The sequence below is a fragment of the Marinomonas sargassi genome, from assembly GCF_025716875.1.
Taxonomy (GTDB): Bacteria; Pseudomonadota; Gammaproteobacteria; order Pseudomonadales; family Marinomonadaceae; genus Marinomonas; species Marinomonas sargassi.
Map to the genome: position 1 here is coordinate 134,088 of NZ_JAOVZB010000002.1, position 17,577 is coordinate 151,664.

Genomic DNA, 17,577 nt, shown 5'->3' on the forward strand with positions numbered 1-17,577 from the left:
GAAAAACAAAAAAAACCTTTTTTTTGACCCCCACCCTAAAACGAAAAAAGCTTATTCTGCTAACAGAACAAGCTTTTTTCATTTCTAACTCCTGTTAGCTAATAGTGTAAAGATGCATGCAAGCTAAATTGATCATCAGTAACAACTGGAGTAATGAAAAAATTTCTAGCACTCATTCCCATTCCTGTAATTGCATACTGAATACCTACAGCTAGCGCAGCACCTGCTGCGACATCACGCCAATAATGATATTCACCATGCACACGTGAATAACCCACGTATGAAGCAGCAGCATAAGCAGGTAAACCATACTCCCAGCCATAACGCATTTGTAAAAAGGCCGCGCCTTGAAACGCCGCGGATGTGTGGCCTGATGGGAAAGAGTTATTGTCATTACCGTTGGGGCGCTCTGCATCTACTGCAAATTTCAGTGTGTGCGTTGCAACTCCAGTCCATAAAACTCCTTCAGCCCATTCAGCGGTGCCTTCATTATCTTCCTTTAACAGTGAAATCACTCCTGCAACTATTGGAATCCCTATTTGAAGATTATCCCCTGCACGAACAACACTATCATTAGCATGAACTACACTCAGATAAGATATACAGAAAGTAGTCATAACAATCTGAAATATCCTCTTAAAATTAAAAAAATAAGTGTTTTTTCTATTTTTACTAAATTTTAGGCGTAAAAACCCGCCCCAAACGCTTTCGGCTGGGTTACATAAACAATGCATTCTAGTTACCTTGTAGGATTGAATTAATTAGATTTTGAATACCACTTGGTCAGTGTTGTGAAATCATATCTGTGAAATCTTTTAAAATCAATAAAGATCCCACAAAAAGATTTCACAAATTATTCAAAATCATTTTTCACCCACAAATTAACGGTGTGATAATGACAAAAGAATGGTTTACAGCAGCAGAGCTCGCCGGACTCGACGGTATGCCTGCACACGCAACAAACGTGACACGCAAAGCGAAGAATAAAAATTGGCAACACAGACAAATAGCGGGTTTACGAGGTGTTAATTTTGAATATCACGCAAGTAGCCTACCAAAAGAAACTCAAGTAGCACTTGGGCTGGAAGGCCTAGACAAGCCTGTAGAAGCGGAAAATAGCGACTCTGATATGGTTACTATTCAAATTTATTCAGCCAAAGCTAAAACATGGAGTAAAGCTAGGGCAGTAGCTCATATGATGCTACCTAAGGCTTTTTTACCTAAACCTTTGCCTCACACTGAGCAAAACCAGCTATTCGCTCTAGAAATGCCAGATAATACCATGCAGCCTACTATAAGTTCTGGCGAAGTCATTTTAGTGTCAAAAGCAGATAGCAAGGCAACTCTATCAACAGGACTATTTCTTGTAGAAACAAGCACGGAAGTTACTATAAGACGTTTAAAACCTAATGTAGCAGCTACACAGATTAAGGTGTGTTGTGATTCTGAACAATATGATGATGAGACATTGAGTAAAGATGACTTTAATCAATCGATTCGAGTCATAGGAAAAGTAATTGGAACACTTATCAAAACAGTTGTGTAAACAGTATTAATTTTCTTTATGGCAAATTATTAGGCCATACTTGGAGTATAATTAAAATCCTAACGCCCACACGCCGAGTAGTCGGCATTTTTGTATTGATAAGCAAGTAATGCAAAAGTTTGGGCGTCAGACTGCAAGCGCTTGTTAAGTATTCTTCATCGTGTGATTCTTTAATTATTATCAACTAATTCAACGGGTATATCATCGACAATTTGCCCTACTTGCCAGCCAGTTTTCTCTAAAATTTCTTCTGATGTATCGTCTGGCACTGTGAACCAATAACAATAAGTCATTTCATCATTACCGGTATTTGCATTAAGTTCTGCGCCTAACTCTTCCCATTCCGCATCAGAAATTCCAAAATACTGAGAAAGAGCACTATCTGGAGCTTTTAAAAGTTTCTCCATAAAAGTTCCCGTTGTACGCTCTTCTCTAACTGTTTCACAACAATAAGGGCAGTTAATAGGTTCTAGACATGCTCCACAGAATCCTCCACCTCCGATGACTGAAACAGAGAATTCAGCACCGCATTTAGGACATTTTTCACTCATAATTCGATCTCTAACATTCAATTAATATAAGGGGGGGTAGTAATACAAAAATCATCCCACGAGCTAAAATGACACTTAACTTCAAGTTAAAGAACTACACGTGGTGGAGTACAGTGAGCAAAGCGTTGACCGCCTTGTTAAAGGCTTTATGCTCCAGCAGCTTCAGCCTCATCAACACTATCCTTAGCAATGCTATCGTAGTAGAGTCTCGTTAGTTCAGATTGCAAAAAATCATCGTTTAGTAATTTCAAAAATAGATTTTGTGCTTTTTTGGTCTTGAGATTAATCTGACTACCGTCATCACTATATTTAAACTTTCCTCGCAATGCAGGATGGTTTTTTGTAAACCCAATAACTTGTTCATTTGGTATTTTTCCGAGAACAGGTGAATTGCTCGCAGATTTAACCAATTTCCGAGCAAATGAGATGTCGTCAAGCCTTGCCTCTAAAACAGCGCAATCCATCACAAGGTCTGCGGCTTTTATATTTTCAACACCTTTCTCAGCGACATTTTTCACCGCATCATGAAAACCAAAAAATCTCTCTAGCACTTTTATGTCAAGAATGTAGTATTTCCCGTCAATTTTTATAAATTCAAACTTTGAATTTATTTTCAAGATGTCAGCATCTAGCTTTTTAAAGCGGTTCCCGCCTTTTGGCTTCATTAGATTGAAGCCATTATCTTTTTTAAGAAGCGTCACAGGGTATTGATACTTGTACAAAGCAAGTTGAATATCTTGATTCCCCAGAAGAATCAATATCCCTTCCAAATGAGATAAATCATCAGAATTCAAGTCAAACGTTTCAAAATCCTCATTTTCAATAACATACTTCAGATTCAATAGTTCTTGTGGGATATCATCCAAATCATATTCATAAACAGCATTCTTTCGGTCGTCAGCACTTGAAAGTGGTATTAGCGACAAATCATCATTTAAAAGCAAAGTTTCGCTTACTGAGCTAATAAATATTTTTTCAAGCTCAGCATGATCTTCATCATTAATATCGACTGATTTTACGTTCATTCCTTCATTGCTATCCAACAGAAAAAAAAACTCAGCCGAACATCCACCAGCAGACAGCACACCAGAGACCTTTTCTTTAAACGTATCAATTGCCATTTTTTATTTTCCTTCCAAAGCAAACTTTTTTATCCAAATCCAACATTCTTATTTGATCTGATTCCACCAATCTATCTTTTGTTATTACGACTATATTTTCCTTTTTTGTGGTTCTGGTTGCTATTGTTACTTTATATAATCTATAGCCGAGTACAGCCAATGTTGGGTTGGCATAAAATTTATCGGTTTTGACATAGATTATCCCAATAACTATCAGTAAAAATATCAGCGCAAAAACATAGCGAGCGCTTGTTAAATTAAAACAAATTAGCGGAATAATATAGGTAGTTAGAAATGTAAGATGCTCGTAGTTTAAGTCTTCGATTTTTTCAATTTTTGCAGGTAGCTTCTTACTGCCTGAAATTCTGTAGTCGAACCTAAAATAGTAAAACACTCCAAGAAGTAGAAATAACAGCGACACCAATGGAATCCAATTCTTAGACAAGAGCAATTTCCAGCCAATAAATGAGCAACCCTCCCCAAAACATATAGGGAAATCAGCAGTAATAACAATTATTAAGAAAAAGAGAAGCCATAAAGACAGTATATATAGCTCGAACTTTTCCCAAATTTCACTAATCTTCAAATCTTCCCTCTGCTCTATGGGGTTGCTCTAACGCCTTGCTCACGCGCCAGTTTGGAGCCGCTGGGCGGCAGAAAATCGGTAGTCGTGCAGCCGATTGTTAGGGCTCAATAGCGGATAAAACGAAGCCCTTAGAATAATTCAGACTGTGGTCTTTGACTGTCGCTTGAACTATTAGCAGTGACTCTCTCAATCGGTTTATTTAGTAGCAGAAAGTCGGGAATGCCAAGAGGTGGCACCGTCTTCAACACACCTTCCGCATCCTCTTTGAGTTTCTCTCTCAATTCCATTAAGAGCCTGCCTAGTACGTTCTGTCCAACCAATGTATCGCCAGCCTCGTCTGCTAACCTTGCTCCCCAAAAATCATCTTTGCGTGATTGCTCTACAATCGACTTATCACAAGTTAAAAGTAGCAATCGACCAAACTCCTCATAGTTCTGAGCGAGCTTCACGCGCAGACACCAGCGCATGATCTTGTGCCTGACCTCGTACCAATCAGGCCTTGTGGTCTTACGATGTGGCTTACTTTTCATTTTAGCGGTCATCGGGCTGTGCTGTCCGATGATATCCCGCTGGACTTCCGGCGTGTGAGGGAAGCGACAAGCTTGATACAGAGCCTCTGTCGTCAAGATTCTAACTCCGTTGATATGCAAGGGGTAGCCCGACGCCATGTTGGACAGCCCGCCAAAGGCTTCCTTCGTTTTGTAGACAACGACAACCTCGCTGCGGACGTAGGTCCGCAGGAGACTTTGCTCATGTTGATCTAGGCTAGAGCGTGAGGTCATCGAAGATATTCCTCGCGGAAGAATAGCCCTCACGCTGTAGTAACGGGTACCAGTGTAGGGCGCCCGAGGTCGCTTCTGGATCTCCCCACCACATCGCAAGTGGACAATTATTCGGACAATTCCGATAGGTGACAATCATCGAGCCAAAACCGACGCCGAACGGGCTGAATCCGAGAGGGCGCATCGACTGCTTCGGACTCTCGCTCATCGACCTGATCTTAGCCCCCGCAATAAGGAACTCGCTCTCCAAGACTTGACGGCCTGCTTCAGAGGAGAACGGTTTGATAGCCGCTGCGCTTTGCTGTCGAGATTCGAAAGCGAACTTCGTCGGTAGAGCCATGTAGTATTGAACCTCGTCTACTTCAGGGACTGCCGTGGGCCAAAGCACTCCTGAGCTGTTCTTGTACCACTTGCGGTTCTCAATCGTTAGGGCTCTCCAATACTTGACGGCGATCCTCTTCCCCGACTGCTCAATTACACTTTTAATTCTTTTATCAACTAGGTAACTCCCTCCAGAATGAAGTGCAGCAACGATGACATGAACCGTAGCCGACTGCGGCGCGTCATTGACGACCCACAGTTCAAGGTCATTGCCTACGCGGTTGCCGCTGAACATCACGTCGTCTAGGTAAATAAAGTCACCACCTTCTTCTCCACAACCAGCAAGGTCAAGGCCACATTTATCTTCGAGACACTTCGAGAAGAGCCTCAGCATCTCCTTCTGGCTCTGTCCATTCTGTTGGATGCTCAGGAAGTTCGTGGACGACCAGTACGCGGCAGGGTCGGCACCAGCCAGCTTTACGTTGGTCACTAGGGCAAGGAGAAAATCCTTTACGTTCTTTTGTGTGAAGAAGGTCTGCTTTATGACATGCTCAAACTCACGCAGGAACGGTAACTGCTGAGCAGGCGTGAACTGATGAAGCCAACGGTCGACATGCTCCGGAGTCGGCTTTGGAAGGTCCCCTTCTCGATATGTCTTGATCTCATTCGCGACGGAAATTAGTAGGTCATCACGTTCGCTCATCTGGTGGCTCCTGCCAATTGATTAATAACAAAGCATCATTATATTTATACTAAGGTCGACTAAATGGTTGACGACTCATGTGCACGAAACTGGCATACACCCTAACATCTATGTCCCCCCAATTTCTGCAAGAAAAATCAAACTTTAACTAGTGTAGTTTTGCTGTCATCTATTCGGAATTTTGGCAAAGCTTTTTAGCTTTTATCCCTGATGCTATTCCAACGAATAAAAGCGCTGACTTGGTTCTAATCATTTTGGCGTTTTCAACGAAACGATGTTAGTCCCAGAATTTCCAAGTCACCGTCTTGCCTATCTTATCATCACTCTTTTTTACTCAGCAAAACTTGGTGTATCACTCTTTTAAACTTAGGCCGTTTGAGTCTGATATTTTCTATCTCGTGCAAGTATCGCCCAAACAATTTTTACCAATGTTTTATCTAATCTCATAATGACGCTAAACTGACAATACTATGAAAATCCTAGTAAAACCATAAGACTTTTAGGGAATTGAAGAAACTTAAGACTCATAACCCCCCATCTTCCCCTTGAAAAAGGGGAAGATACTTGGCAGCAGTATTTATGAGTTATGCGTTTACGAACAAAGGCAGATTACGCTTCACTTATCGTGCCCTACGAGTGAGGGTGTTTATTTTCAGCAGCAAGGAGCAAAGCGAACGCCAAGAGCGAGGTCAAACGACAATTCATACAAGTAATGTCGAGCGGTGGCATTTGCTTTTTTCCAAGCCAAATCACTAAAGTCTGCCTCACTTTCAAGGCTTGCTAACTACAAGTATCGCCCTTCTAGGTGTTTTCTAAAATGTGCGGCATTTAGCGTTTCGCCAGTAGCACGTTTTACCAGCTCATCGGTGGTGTGAAGCGAAGCTTGTGACCAGATGTTGTCGCTGAGCCATTGAAATATTGGCGACAAATCACCGCTTTGAATAGCCGCTTCTACATTCACTGTTTTATTCATCGTTGACATAAATTGTGCTGCATACATAGCGCCTAGAGTGTAGCTTGGAAAGTAGCCAAAACTTCCTCCAGACCAATGGATGTCTTGCATACAGCCATTTTTGTAATTGTGAGCTACTTTCTTGCCTTCGGGGTCTGTCCAATGGATATCCTGCATACAGCCATTTTTATAATTGCCTTGAGTTGACAATCCAAGGGAAGCTTTCATTTTCTCATCCCAAAGGGCTGGCACATCTGTGTGCTCTATCACACCGTTTATCAAGTCACGCTCTATTTCATAACGCAGGATGACATGGGCTGGGTACGTGAGCTCATCCGCATCCACTCGAATAAAGCCTTTGTTTACTCGTGTGTAAATTTGGTACAGGTTAGCTTCGGCAAACACAGGATTTTGCTGGGCATTAAAAGCTTCTTTCGACAATCGTGATAGGTGGGTAATAAAGTCTTTACTGCGGCCTATCTGCATTTCAAAGAATAGAGATTGAGACTCATGAATACCCATAGAACGTGCTTCACCAACGGGTAAACCTGTATAAGCTTTTGGTAAGCCTTGCTCATAACGGGCGTGGCCTGTTTCGTGCACTATGCCCATAAGTGCTTGCACAAAATCGCTTTCATCGTAACGTGTGGTAATACGCACATCGGATGGTACGCCGCCACAAAATGGGTGGACACTTTGATCTAATCGACCATGGTCGAAATCAAACTTCAGCAGTTTCATCACCTCTAAGCCAAGGCTCTTTTGCTGCTCTGTCGAAAAAGTGCCAGAGGGTAAAATAATGGGTTCCGCTGCTTGCTTATCTAACGCTTTTTCAATTAACTCAGGCAGCCATGTTTTCACATTGGAAAACAAAGTATCTAATGACGCGGTGCTGGTACCGGGCTCAAACTTGTCTAGCATGGCATCGTAAGATGTTAGACCCAATGCCTCACCACGAATTTTGGCTTCTTCGCGGGATAAGCTAACCACCTCTTTCCAGTTTTTTTCAAAACCCGACCAATCATTTTCTTGTCTTTGTGTACGCCATGCATGCTCACATTTAGAACCTGCTATAGATTGCGCTTGTACAAGGTCTTCTGGCAATAATGCCGCTTGCTGCCACTGGCGTTTCATTTCTCGAAGGCTGGATGATTGTTCTGACGTAAGGCTTTCTTGTTCCGCATTAGCAAACCAATCTGCTAGTTGAGGTTGAGTAGATAAACGATGTACATGGACAGACAACTCAGCCATCGCATTTGAACGCGCGTCACTGCCGCCCTTTGGCATATTCGCCGCTGCATCCCAACCCAACATGGCTTGAGCATGATTAAAGTGGTTAATGGTTTGATAATAGGAAACAAGTTGATCGTAATGATTTGATGAAGTAGTAGACATAAATCGGAGGCTCTTCCTGTGCTAAAAATTAAAACTGAATTCCACCATCTTATTACATCGCCCTGAGCTGGAACAGCTCAAATCATCGGATAAAACAACCGCAGAACTAAAACAAAAAACCACTATAAAAGTGGCTTATGGTTGCAGCATAAAAAATGCCACTCTTTCTGGATAAAAGAATGGCATTCTATATTTTATAAAGTAAATTTTACTTAAAGCGTAAAATCAGGTCATACATACCTTGCGAAACGCCCTGTAAAGTCTCGATACCTAATTTAGACTGCTCAGATTTCAACATACTTTCAGAAGAGAGTTCTGAAATACTTTTCACTTGTTGACCAACACTTTCTGAAACTTCTGTTTGCTGCCGAGCTTCTTCAGAAATTTGAGTTGCCATATCAGAGATGTTTGAAACCGAGTCCACAATATTAACAAATGCCTCTTCCATTTCGATGATTTTATCCAAGCCTTGCACAGCGTCTTCTTTACCTTTTTCAGCCGCAGCAACAGAGCTTTGTGCACCACTGCGTAAAGTATTGATAATTTTATGTATATCCTTAGTCGACCCCTGTGTGCGCTGAGCTAACTGACGAACCTCATCTGCCACAACAGCAAAGCCTCTACCATAAGTACCAGCACGAGCGGCTTCTATCGCTGCATTTAAAGCTAATAGGTTTGTCTGCTCAGCTATTTGATCAATCATTTGCGCGACTTGAGCAATTTCTTCAGACTCATTAGCAAGATCTTGAACTGCCGAACTAATATTATTTACGGTGTCACTCAACTCTCTAATAGATTGGCGAGTTTCTTTGACAATTTTTTGTCCCGTCTGAGCAGAAGACAAAGAAGATTTTGCGCTGTCTTCAGTTTCCAGTGCTTTCTTTGCCACACCATCCACTGTAGCAACCATGTCCTGCATAGCTTTAGCGACATTTTGTGTTTGGTCTTTCTGCGCTACCATCGCCTTACTCATATCGACAGTAAGCTCCAAACCCGCTTTAGATTGTTCGGAAACCTTTAATGACTCATCTTCAAAACGCGTTAAAGCAGCGTCCATTCGTGAAAACATGCTTTTAATTCCCACATCTAACGTGGCAATACCCAAATTCGCATCTGAATATGTTATTCCTGCCAAAGGGTGCAAAAAAGAAGAAGATAAACGCTTTTCAAAAATCTTTTTCATGCTCATGTCATTACGTATAAACAGTAAATTCATAATGACACTGGTGACAGCTACAACACCAACACCATACGTAAAGCTAACGCTAGATGCGATTAATGCCAATAAACCACCCACAATAGGCACAATAGTTTTCCATGACAACAATGGTAAAGGGAAAATTCTCTGCCCATTATTGATCTTTCGGTAAACCTTCTCAGCCCTAGCAACATCTTCTCTTTTTGGTGATGTCCTAACAGACTCATAGCCGACGACCTTTCCATGCTCCATTACAGGAGTTACATAAGCATCCACCCAATAAAAATCACCATTTTTACAACGGTTTTTTACCAGCCCCATCCAAGCTTTACCCTCTTTTAAGGTTTTCCACATTATTTCAAAGGCTTCTTTAGGCATATCTGGATGACGCACAATATTGTGGGGGCTACCGACCAGCTCCTCTCTATCAAATCCGCTAATCTTAATAAAGTCATTATTACAGTGAACAATATTTCCTTTTAGGTCAGTTGTTGAAACAAGCTTAGTCGTCTCATCAAATGTCTTTTCATTACCCAGCTGGCTTAAAGTATTTTGCATATTACTATGTTACCTAGATTAGAGAATTTGAAACCCTTCAGACTAAATAGTGTCAGATATATTTTAGTAATATAACACTCCATCACTATGTAATTTCTATGAAAAGCACCACAACTACAAAAAAAATCATTTTTTAACAGTAGCATTATATCCATATATAACTTCATCTTCATTGATAAAACATTAGAAGTAACGAAGCATCAATAGTGCCAATTTGTCTTCTCGATCAATCTACTTATCATATCCATCAGCTCAAGTAATCCATTAATTTAAGATGGCAGACTTTATAGGCGGGCTCTAATAAGGAACTGTCTTGGTAAATTTGATAGAATAGCTTTTGCTCTGAACCTATTTATCGTTATTAATAGAGTGATGAAGTAGTGTGTTTAGCTTATTTGTATGAGAATATAAGAATCTGAATATTTACCATATCTTATAAAGTGTAAGCTTATAGAAAGTCTTTGATTCAAGCGTCTTTCTTTTATAAAACAGTCAAGGCTTGGACAAGTATGTCAAAAGAAATAGGATCAACTCAACACGTTGAAGTTTTAAAACACACAAATACAAAACCCTATACTTTGGGTGGTTATGTACTTAAGTGTATTACCTATATATTGCTCGCTTTCGCCTTTACACAAGCTTATTCGTCAGAAATGAACCCAGATGTACCGGTTTCTGCCAAAAATACGCTTCAACGAGCTTTATCACTTTTCAACAATAACCAGTATGAAAAAAGTAACGAACTGGCAAACCAAGCCCTTCTTTTGGCTCAAGGCAACAATAACCTAAAGACCAAAGCTCAAACTCACGTATTACTAGCAGAACTTGCCAGTAAAGAAAAAAATATATCTAAAGGTATAGAGCATTATCGGCAAGCGGCTCAGACCTATGCCATCATGCAAAGTGATATTGACCAAATTCGATACCTAAATGAATATGTCATCTTACTGCTAAAAAACAAAAACGATGAGCTTGCTGACTCAGCGGTGAACGACCTTATTGGTTCGATTGATAAGAAGAAGTCTGATTTCTTTAACGGCATGGTTCTGTCCATGAAAGCTCAGGTTTATTTCGCTCAAAAGCATTTCAAAGAAGCCGAAGAAGAGTATAAAAAAGCCCTATCAGTCCTCACCGCCCCAGATGAAATGACACAAAAGAAACGTGGTGCAGTCTTTCGCAAGATAGCCGAAATTCATAAACGTTTAAAAAATAGAGAAGAGACTGCATTTTTTTATAAAGAAGCATTGGCAATTTTCACCTCTCTAAACGACATAAAAAACATGGCCCGAACGCTTAAGACATTAGCTGAAGCCGAACGCTATTTAGGTAATTATGAGAAAGCCCTAGATTATTCACGTCGTAGCTTAGATATACATCAACGAACGGGCGATAAAGAAGGTCAAGCAAAAGCATTAATGGGGGCAGGTATAATTTATCGGCATATCGAACGCTATGAAAACTCCCTTAAAAGTATCCATCAGGCCTATTTAGTCTATACAGACATAGATGATGAAATTGGCATCGCTAAAACCTCAAATGAAATGGGGTTACTCTACTCTAAGCTCAAAGAATTTAATCAAGCTAGGTCATTTTTTCAGCATACGATTGACCTACAAGAAAGTCAGATCGAACCTAAAACCCTAGCAACCGCATTCCGTGAAATGGCCGTCATTGACCTAAACTCGCTTCAGTACGAGTCTGCGAAAATAATGGCTATGAAAGCCCACGATATTTACAAAAAAGAAAATGAGCTGGAGAAAGGTTCATTGACAGCGAGAGTCCTTGCTAATGCGTACCGCGGCTTAGGTGATAATGAGAATGCGGTCTTGTATTACAAGGAATCCTTAGCATTAGCAGGCCAAATTGGCAGCAAAATATATCAAATGAAAGCTCAAATACCTCTAGCGTCCATGTTACGACACACTGATGTAGATGAAGCAATGCGCCTTTTAGAAAAAGCGCTTCAAATATCCATTGAAATTGGCCACACCTATCACCAACTTGATGCTTACACCCAACTTCGTGAAACAGAAAAGTGGCGAGGAAATTTCGAAGCTTCATTGGCATATGCAGAAAAAGAAATTTATCTCACTCAAGCTATACAAGAAGAGAACGAAAAGAATCAACTCATACTCGAAAGAGCGAAGCTCTACTCCCATAAAAAGGAGGTAGAATTGGAGACACTCAAACATAAAGTACAATTGGATCAAGTCGCCCTAGAGCAACAAGCTTTTGAAACAGCCATGGCAGAACAAGCTAGAAAAATTTCAGAGCTTAATTTAACCAAAAACAAATATGCCAGTGTCGCACTAGCATCACTGCTGGCTATCTGCTTGATCGCGGCATTGTATATTTACCGTCGCTTTATCGATTCCAACAAACGTAATAAAGAACTCGATTATTTAGCCGCTCGAGACTCTCTCACCAATTGTTATAACCGACGTATTTTATTCGACTTTATGACACGATATTTTGCCGATCCAGAGCGAACAAAAGAATACTGTATTATTCTTGCCGACATAGACCATTTTAAATCTATTAACGACAATTATGGCCATAGCAAAGGGGATTCCGTACTTTGTGCTGCGGCCAATGTATTACAAAAGAATGTTCGTGAAAATGATATTGTGGCACGATTTGGTGGGGAAGAGTTCTGTATTATCTTACCGAACACATCTATTGAACAAGCCGTAGAAATTGCAGAAAGCTTGCGACACAACATCGAGCATCACAGCTTCGAACAAATTTCATTAACATGCAGCTTTGGTATTAGCTCTGCACAATTTAACACTGAGACCCCAAAAGAGTTGATTGACCAAGCGGACAAAGCGCTGTTCAAATCCAAGTCCAATGGCAGAAACCTTGTAACACTCTGGGAACCCAAGCTTAATGATTCAGATAAACCTTAAAGAATCATAAGCCACCAAGACTCAGCGACTTCAAACACACAAAGTCACCAACCAGTCTACTCGCCTCTTATCTACAAGCCAAAGACAAAAAAGCCACTATAAAAGTGGCTTATGATGGCTCTGCTTTATTCATCATTAGATAGCGTTGATAGTACTTGCGGGGCATATTTATTAGTGAAGAGAATCCATCACTGTCACCAAATTAAATTGAACCATTAATAATCTTCTGAACTATGGCGCAAAACGCTTTTGGTTGTTCCAGCATCATCATATGACCTGCTTTCTCCATTATGGTCGAACTTACAGCCGTTCCCATAAATGACTTAGGGACATCCCATCCTTCTACAGAAAACTCCCCTGCGATTAAGTGCATGGGTATTTTGCTATTTTTTAGGCTTTCTAATTTACTCTCATAGTCTGCTGAACCTGTCGAGCTTATAACCGCTTTCGCCACCTTCTGGATAGAAAGCGCTGTTTGATAATTCAAAATTTCATTCGCCCAAGCCGCCCTTTCAGGTGTAACAGCGATATCAGATTCTTTTAACCAGTTTTCGGGGCTGCTACGCATCCTATCGTATTCAATGCTCCAAGCTTCACTATCCATGTTGGCTATTTTTTGGCACCAGAATGCATCATTTAAAGTAAAGTTCCCCTCTACACTTATTATGCCTTTCACTAAGTTCGGCGCCTTTGAGGCAAGCAGTACAGCCACAGCCCCACCCACACTGTGCCCAAGTAGCCAGACAGGTTGTTTTGTGTCTTCCATTATCACTTTTTCAATGTAATCTGCTTGATCTTGCAAGGACAGATTATCTAAACAAGATGAATCGCCGTAGCAGTACATATCAGGCAAATAAGTAGTCATTCCCGATAGATACTTTGTGGGTTCAAAATATGATAATGAACCAAGAAGGCCATGAATCATCACAAGACTCTCATCTTCAGTCATTTAATATCCCCCTTAAATTCATTCATATTGTCGGTCTTCAACACATAAAGTCGGTTGAGGACTATTAAGGTTCTTTCCCTGTTTAGTTCTTGCCTCACACTCAATCATGCTTCTAGAAACCGAACAGCTTTACCCTTTTCGCGGGCATATTGAATTTCTATCTCGGTACTTTTACCAATATATCCGCCAACATTAAGAACAAGAATTTCATCAGAAATATCTATTTTTCGCTTATGAAGGTCACCCAGCATCTGCTTATCTTGCTCTGTTAAATTGAGATGTTCTGAGTGACCAAAGCCACCTACACTTAATACAATGTTTCCCATCATAGTTTCATTGTAATTTGCATCAATAAACGCCTGTTTAAACTTTATACTTCCACATAAAGTAACGACTGGTGGTTTCACTTTAGATTCCTTTTTACAAGTTACTCAGTATCGTCGAGCGCTAATTAATACCGACTAAAGTTCTAGATTTGGATACTGCCTTATATATTTGAACTTTAGCGGCTCGAAGCAGCTAGCCCAACCCCAAATCCCATAAATACGCCACCACTTACTTTATTAATAAGTTGACGACTTTTCGACGAAGACAACGTCGCTTTCGCAAAGGAAGAAAAGAGCGCATAGACAGTATGAATGGCAATAACTAATAGACTGAAAGTCACCGCTAATAAGATAAATTGTGGCTGGTAGTCTTGTGTCAAATCAATAAACTGAGGAAAAATAGACATAAAGAAAATAATAGCTTTCGGGTTTGAACTAGACACTAAAAAGCCTTCAACAAAGCACTTAAATACCGAGCTTTCTTTATGGTTTGATTGCGCTTTACTACCTTCTTTAGAGCGCCACATTTTTACACCAAGATAAATTAGATAAGCTGCACCAATCACCTTAACCACAGTAAAGGCCATGACCGAACTCGCCAGAATAATCCCCAGACTCGTTGCTGAAATAGCTGCCACCAAAAGAATCGCCGACGCCACACCAAATATACCTGCAAAGGTCTTTAACAAACCTCGCTGAATGGCATTATTAACCGTCAACACAACCGCAGGCCCCGGTAACAAAATCGTCGCCGCAGCAACACCCACATACAACAAATAACTATCCATCACTCCCCCCTATAACAGCCAAATCACCCACATGAGTAATATTGAAACTGTAAAACATCCCACTCCTCGATACTAAAACCTTTTACTATCTAGTACCACCTGTAGCACCACCAGCAAAAACAAAAAAGCCACTTTCAAAGTGGCTTATGCTGGTTCTAACTTGCTTCGAATTAATGAGATCAAAATAAGCTAAATTCTACTTCGACCTCATTTATTTTTTCTAAGAATACTTAAGCTATTAATCTCTATTTAATTTCTGCAGGTATGATTTTATAAAAACCATGATTAAAAGATGTTTGAGGTTTCCACTCTGATGACTTTAGAACAACATTTTTAACTCCAAATTTTTCCATCTCTTTGAGTGTATAATAAAAACCTAACACAATAGGTTTTCCGTTAAACTTATCCACATCTACATAGCTTATACCAAAAAACTTTTTACTAAGATACTGACCCTCTCTAGCTCCAGCTAAAGTGATCATAGGGTCAACCTTCACAAAATCAAAAAAGCCTTTTTCTTCCGCGATAAAAAACTGTCTACGTCGATCCAATCTTGCTCGAGTTAAAGAAATTTCCTCAGGGTCAATTATGCTATGTCGTGCAATAAACTTGTCTTGTATTTTTTGAAAGTAGTAATCATCTTGCAAAAATTTAGATAAAGCCCCGCCATTCCAAAAAATATAACTATTAGTATCGAGATATTTTTTATTCCCTGCTGTAAATATATAGCTAGCACAAGAGTAATAACAATATTCTGCTACCTCTACATCAAGGCCATTTAAGTATACCCATTTCCCCAACCTTATTGACTGATAAAGATCTCCACCACTACTTTTTATCCTTAAAAGCTTTGGTTTTTGGGTTGCTTTCTTATACTTAAAAACCACCTCATCTACTTTTTCTTTACTTATTTCCCCTACAAAAACAATCCTATCAGAATCGATTAGAACCTCTTCTGAAGCAGAGGCAGTAAAAGAACTAAAAATAACCCCCAACATAAATATTTTTATTATTTTATTCATAACGAATCACCATTAAATAAATTTTATTACAACCCGACTTATCACATTGAAACTTTAAAACACTCTAATACTCAATACTAAAACCTTTCACCAACTACCACCAGCCAAAAACAAAAAAGCCACTCTGATAAGTGGCTTATGGTGGCTCTAACTTGCTTCAAATTAAGGGACTAAAAATAAATGAATTTTACTCGACCCAATTTATTAAAATCATTCACCACCTAGGGAATTTTTTATTTTCTGATCTGTTTTATACTGACTTAAGGCATATACTGACCAGATTGCAGCTGGTATCCAACCCACCAATGTAATTTGTAATATCAAACAAACAATACCAGCAATTGGTCTTCCTATAGTAAAGAACTGAAGCCAAGGTAAAAATATCGCAAGTATTAGTCTCATTGTAATTTCCTTATTAAATAGCTTAAGTATTAATCATACGTTGTAGAAGATACATCGCAAGATCACCATAACTGAACTTAAACACATTTACGTTCATAATTTGACATTTTCAAATGGGAATATACGATGATCATCCTCTCCACCATAAGCTATCTTACGTAATTGCTTCTAAAAGCTCTCATACCACTGACCCAAAGCCACTTTAACAACGGCTTATGATAACTCTAACCTGCTTTGGATAAAGGGGCTGAAAATAGATTAAGTTTACTCCGCCCAAGTTTATTTCATTACACTGACATTTGGATCACTTGATTTTTGAACTGACAAATGGAGAACGGGAAACACAGACACCCCTCCAATTTTTTGTTTGTCTATTGCTGCAAAGACAAAAATATCAAGATCATGTAGTAATTTTAAATAGTCATCGAGAGCTTTGGCCGCTTTGATCTGCTCTATAGGTTCTAGATCTCTACCAATCTCCCCCCAATCTTTAACATTTTGAATAAATTCAGCAACTTCATCTAACTCTTTAGATGTAAAGTTGTCACCATAATCATTGCAAAAAGCATAAGCACTAGTGGCCAAATTAAAAAGTTCCTTTCCAGTTAAAATTACTGGCAGCTTATCAGGAATTTCATTTTTACTTAGCCCGATTTGAGGTTCAAGCTTCAGCTTTCTTTCAACCTTAGCCTCATGAGTTGCCTTTATTGCTCTCAATAATTCAGCGGTGTATGTTCCAATCTGGTCATCGATTTGTTTATGATGAACTCGGCAAAGTAGAATCAGGTTGGATACATCATCAATCTTACCTGAAGGGAAATCAGAGCTACTCCTAGGGCCATTTTTAGCACCAGAAACAATATGACACTCTTCTCCAACAACTGACTCAGAATCAAAATCGTTACTCTCTAGGACTAAGGTATGCCAGCATATAGCACATTTATTTCCTGATTTACCCCAAAGTATTTTGCGATTTTTCTCTGAAATTGGCACATTGCCTCCATGTTTTTTAATAGTGCGTATGAGCTTCATTTCTTTTGTCCACAGATCGTTATTTATTCTGTGAACGTCCTTACTCATTGATACTAAAGTACTTGAAAAACATCGCCAGTACGACATACATCCAATTAAAAACTAATACTCTCTAGTAAATAATTCGATGCAATCCCGATTGCACGACAGCTCGATAGTCGGGTTACCGTGTTTGAAAGCCTCTAAAACCACCAAAAATAAACTAAATACCTTACGTTAAATACCGCGTAGGAGATAAACAATACACAAAAAGAAAACGAGGCGTTCAAGGTCTTAAAGCGAATTTTTGGTTACTTTTTGGGCGCTAGCAAAAAGTTACCCGCCCAGCAGGGCGGAAAAATGCTCCCCAAACAAAGCCCTTCAATGAAACCTAAAAAACTCTATTAACTACAAAAACAAAAAAACCGCTCATATAGAGCGGTTTATATAACAAAAA

Annotated in this window: 16 protein-coding genes; 2 read left to right on the plus strand and 14 right to left on the minus strand. The window is 39.7% G+C overall.

Features of this window, described 5'->3' with window-relative positions:
• Positions 1-98: 98 nt before the first annotated feature.
• Positions 99-617, minus strand: coding sequence for a phosphatase PAP2 family protein (locus OFY17_RS05155; RefSeq protein WP_263529652.1), 519 nt, complete (start codon positions 615-617; stop codon positions 99-101).
• Between the two features lie 278 nt (positions 618-895).
• Between OFY17_RS05155 and OFY17_RS05160 the strand changes: the two genes are divergently transcribed.
• Entirely contained in the window at positions 896-1,546 is a 651-nt protein-coding gene (locus tag OFY17_RS05160; RefSeq protein WP_263529653.1) for a helix-turn-helix domain-containing protein, read from the plus strand.
• A 170-nt stretch (positions 1,547-1,716) separates the two neighbouring features.
• Here the strand turns inward: OFY17_RS05160 and OFY17_RS05165 are convergent, their stop codons facing one another.
• From OFY17_RS05165 to OFY17_RS05195, 7 genes are all read right to left on the minus strand, one after another.
• The gene (locus OFY17_RS05165) at positions 1,717-2,097 is read right to left on the minus strand and encodes a hypothetical protein (protein WP_263529654.1); all 381 of its coding nucleotides are present in this window, start codon (positions 2,095-2,097) and stop codon (positions 1,717-1,719) included.
• Between the two features lie 146 nt (positions 2,098-2,243).
• Entirely contained in the window at positions 2,244-3,218 is a 975-nt protein-coding gene (gene kwaB / locus OFY17_RS05170) for an anti-phage protein KwaB (protein ID WP_263529655.1), read from the minus strand.
• Positions 3,208-3,804: an anti-phage protein KwaA gene (gene kwaA / locus OFY17_RS05175; protein WP_263529656.1), complete on the minus strand. Its 597-nt coding sequence runs from the start codon at positions 3,802-3,804 to the stop codon at positions 3,208-3,210. Before kwaA ends, kwaB begins: the two co-directional genes overlap by 11 nt.
• Before the next feature lie 128 nt (positions 3,805-3,932).
• Complete coding sequence (locus OFY17_RS05180; RefSeq protein ID WP_263529657.1) at positions 3,933-4,586, minus strand: NADAR family protein; 654 nt, start codon at positions 4,584-4,586, stop codon at positions 3,933-3,935.
• Complete coding sequence (locus tag OFY17_RS05185) at positions 4,570-5,610, minus strand: phosphoribosyltransferase-like protein (RefSeq protein WP_263529658.1); 1,041 nt, start codon at positions 5,608-5,610, stop codon at positions 4,570-4,572. The genes OFY17_RS05180 and OFY17_RS05185 overlap by 17 nt, the downstream gene beginning before the upstream one ends.
• Before the next feature lie 784 nt (positions 5,611-6,394).
• On the minus strand, positions 6,395-7,957 hold the full coding sequence (locus OFY17_RS05190) for a carboxypeptidase M32 (RefSeq protein WP_263529659.1): 1,563 nt from the start codon (positions 7,955-7,957) through the stop codon (positions 6,395-6,397).
• Positions 7,958-8,165: 208 nt separating this feature from the next.
• Entirely contained in the window at positions 8,166-9,713 is a 1,548-nt protein-coding gene (locus OFY17_RS05195) for a methyl-accepting chemotaxis protein (RefSeq protein WP_263529660.1), read from the minus strand.
• 509 nt (positions 9,714-10,222) lie between these two features.
• Between OFY17_RS05195 and OFY17_RS05200 the strand changes: the two genes are divergently transcribed.
• Positions 10,223-12,622, plus strand: coding sequence for a tetratricopeptide repeat-containing diguanylate cyclase (locus OFY17_RS05200; protein WP_263529661.1), 2,400 nt, complete (start codon positions 10,223-10,225; stop codon positions 12,620-12,622).
• Between the two features lie 202 nt (positions 12,623-12,824).
• Here OFY17_RS05200 and OFY17_RS05205 read toward each other — a convergent pair whose 3' ends face one another.
• The 6 genes from OFY17_RS05205 to OFY17_RS05230 form a co-directional block, all read right to left on the minus strand.
• Positions 12,825-13,571, minus strand: a complete 747-nt coding sequence (locus OFY17_RS05205) for an alpha/beta fold hydrolase (RefSeq protein WP_263529662.1) — start codon at positions 13,569-13,571, stop codon at positions 12,825-12,827.
• A gap of 104 nt (positions 13,572-13,675) precedes the next feature.
• Positions 13,676-13,978: a hypothetical protein gene (locus OFY17_RS05210; protein ID WP_263529663.1), complete on the minus strand. Its 303-nt coding sequence runs from the start codon at positions 13,976-13,978 to the stop codon at positions 13,676-13,678.
• A 95-nt stretch (positions 13,979-14,073) separates the two neighbouring features.
• Positions 14,074-14,685 carry a LysE family translocator gene (locus OFY17_RS05215; RefSeq protein ID WP_263529664.1) on the minus strand — a complete coding sequence of 204 codons (612 nt, stop codon included), beginning with the start codon at positions 14,683-14,685 and terminating at the stop codon, positions 14,074-14,076.
• Between the two features lie 245 nt (positions 14,686-14,930).
• On the minus strand, positions 14,931-15,707 hold the full coding sequence (locus OFY17_RS05220; RefSeq protein WP_263529665.1) for a hypothetical protein: 777 nt from the start codon (positions 15,705-15,707) through the stop codon (positions 14,931-14,933).
• A gap of 210 nt (positions 15,708-15,917) precedes the next feature.
• Positions 15,918-16,109 carry a YqaE/Pmp3 family membrane protein gene (locus OFY17_RS05225; RefSeq protein ID WP_263529666.1) on the minus strand — a complete coding sequence of 64 codons (192 nt, stop codon included), beginning with the start codon at positions 16,107-16,109 and terminating at the stop codon, positions 15,918-15,920.
• A gap of 279 nt (positions 16,110-16,388) precedes the next feature.
• Entirely contained in the window at positions 16,389-17,141 is a 753-nt protein-coding gene (locus tag OFY17_RS05230; RefSeq protein ID WP_263529667.1) for an HNH endonuclease signature motif containing protein, read from the minus strand.
• Between the last annotated feature and the right edge of the window lie 436 nt (positions 17,142-17,577).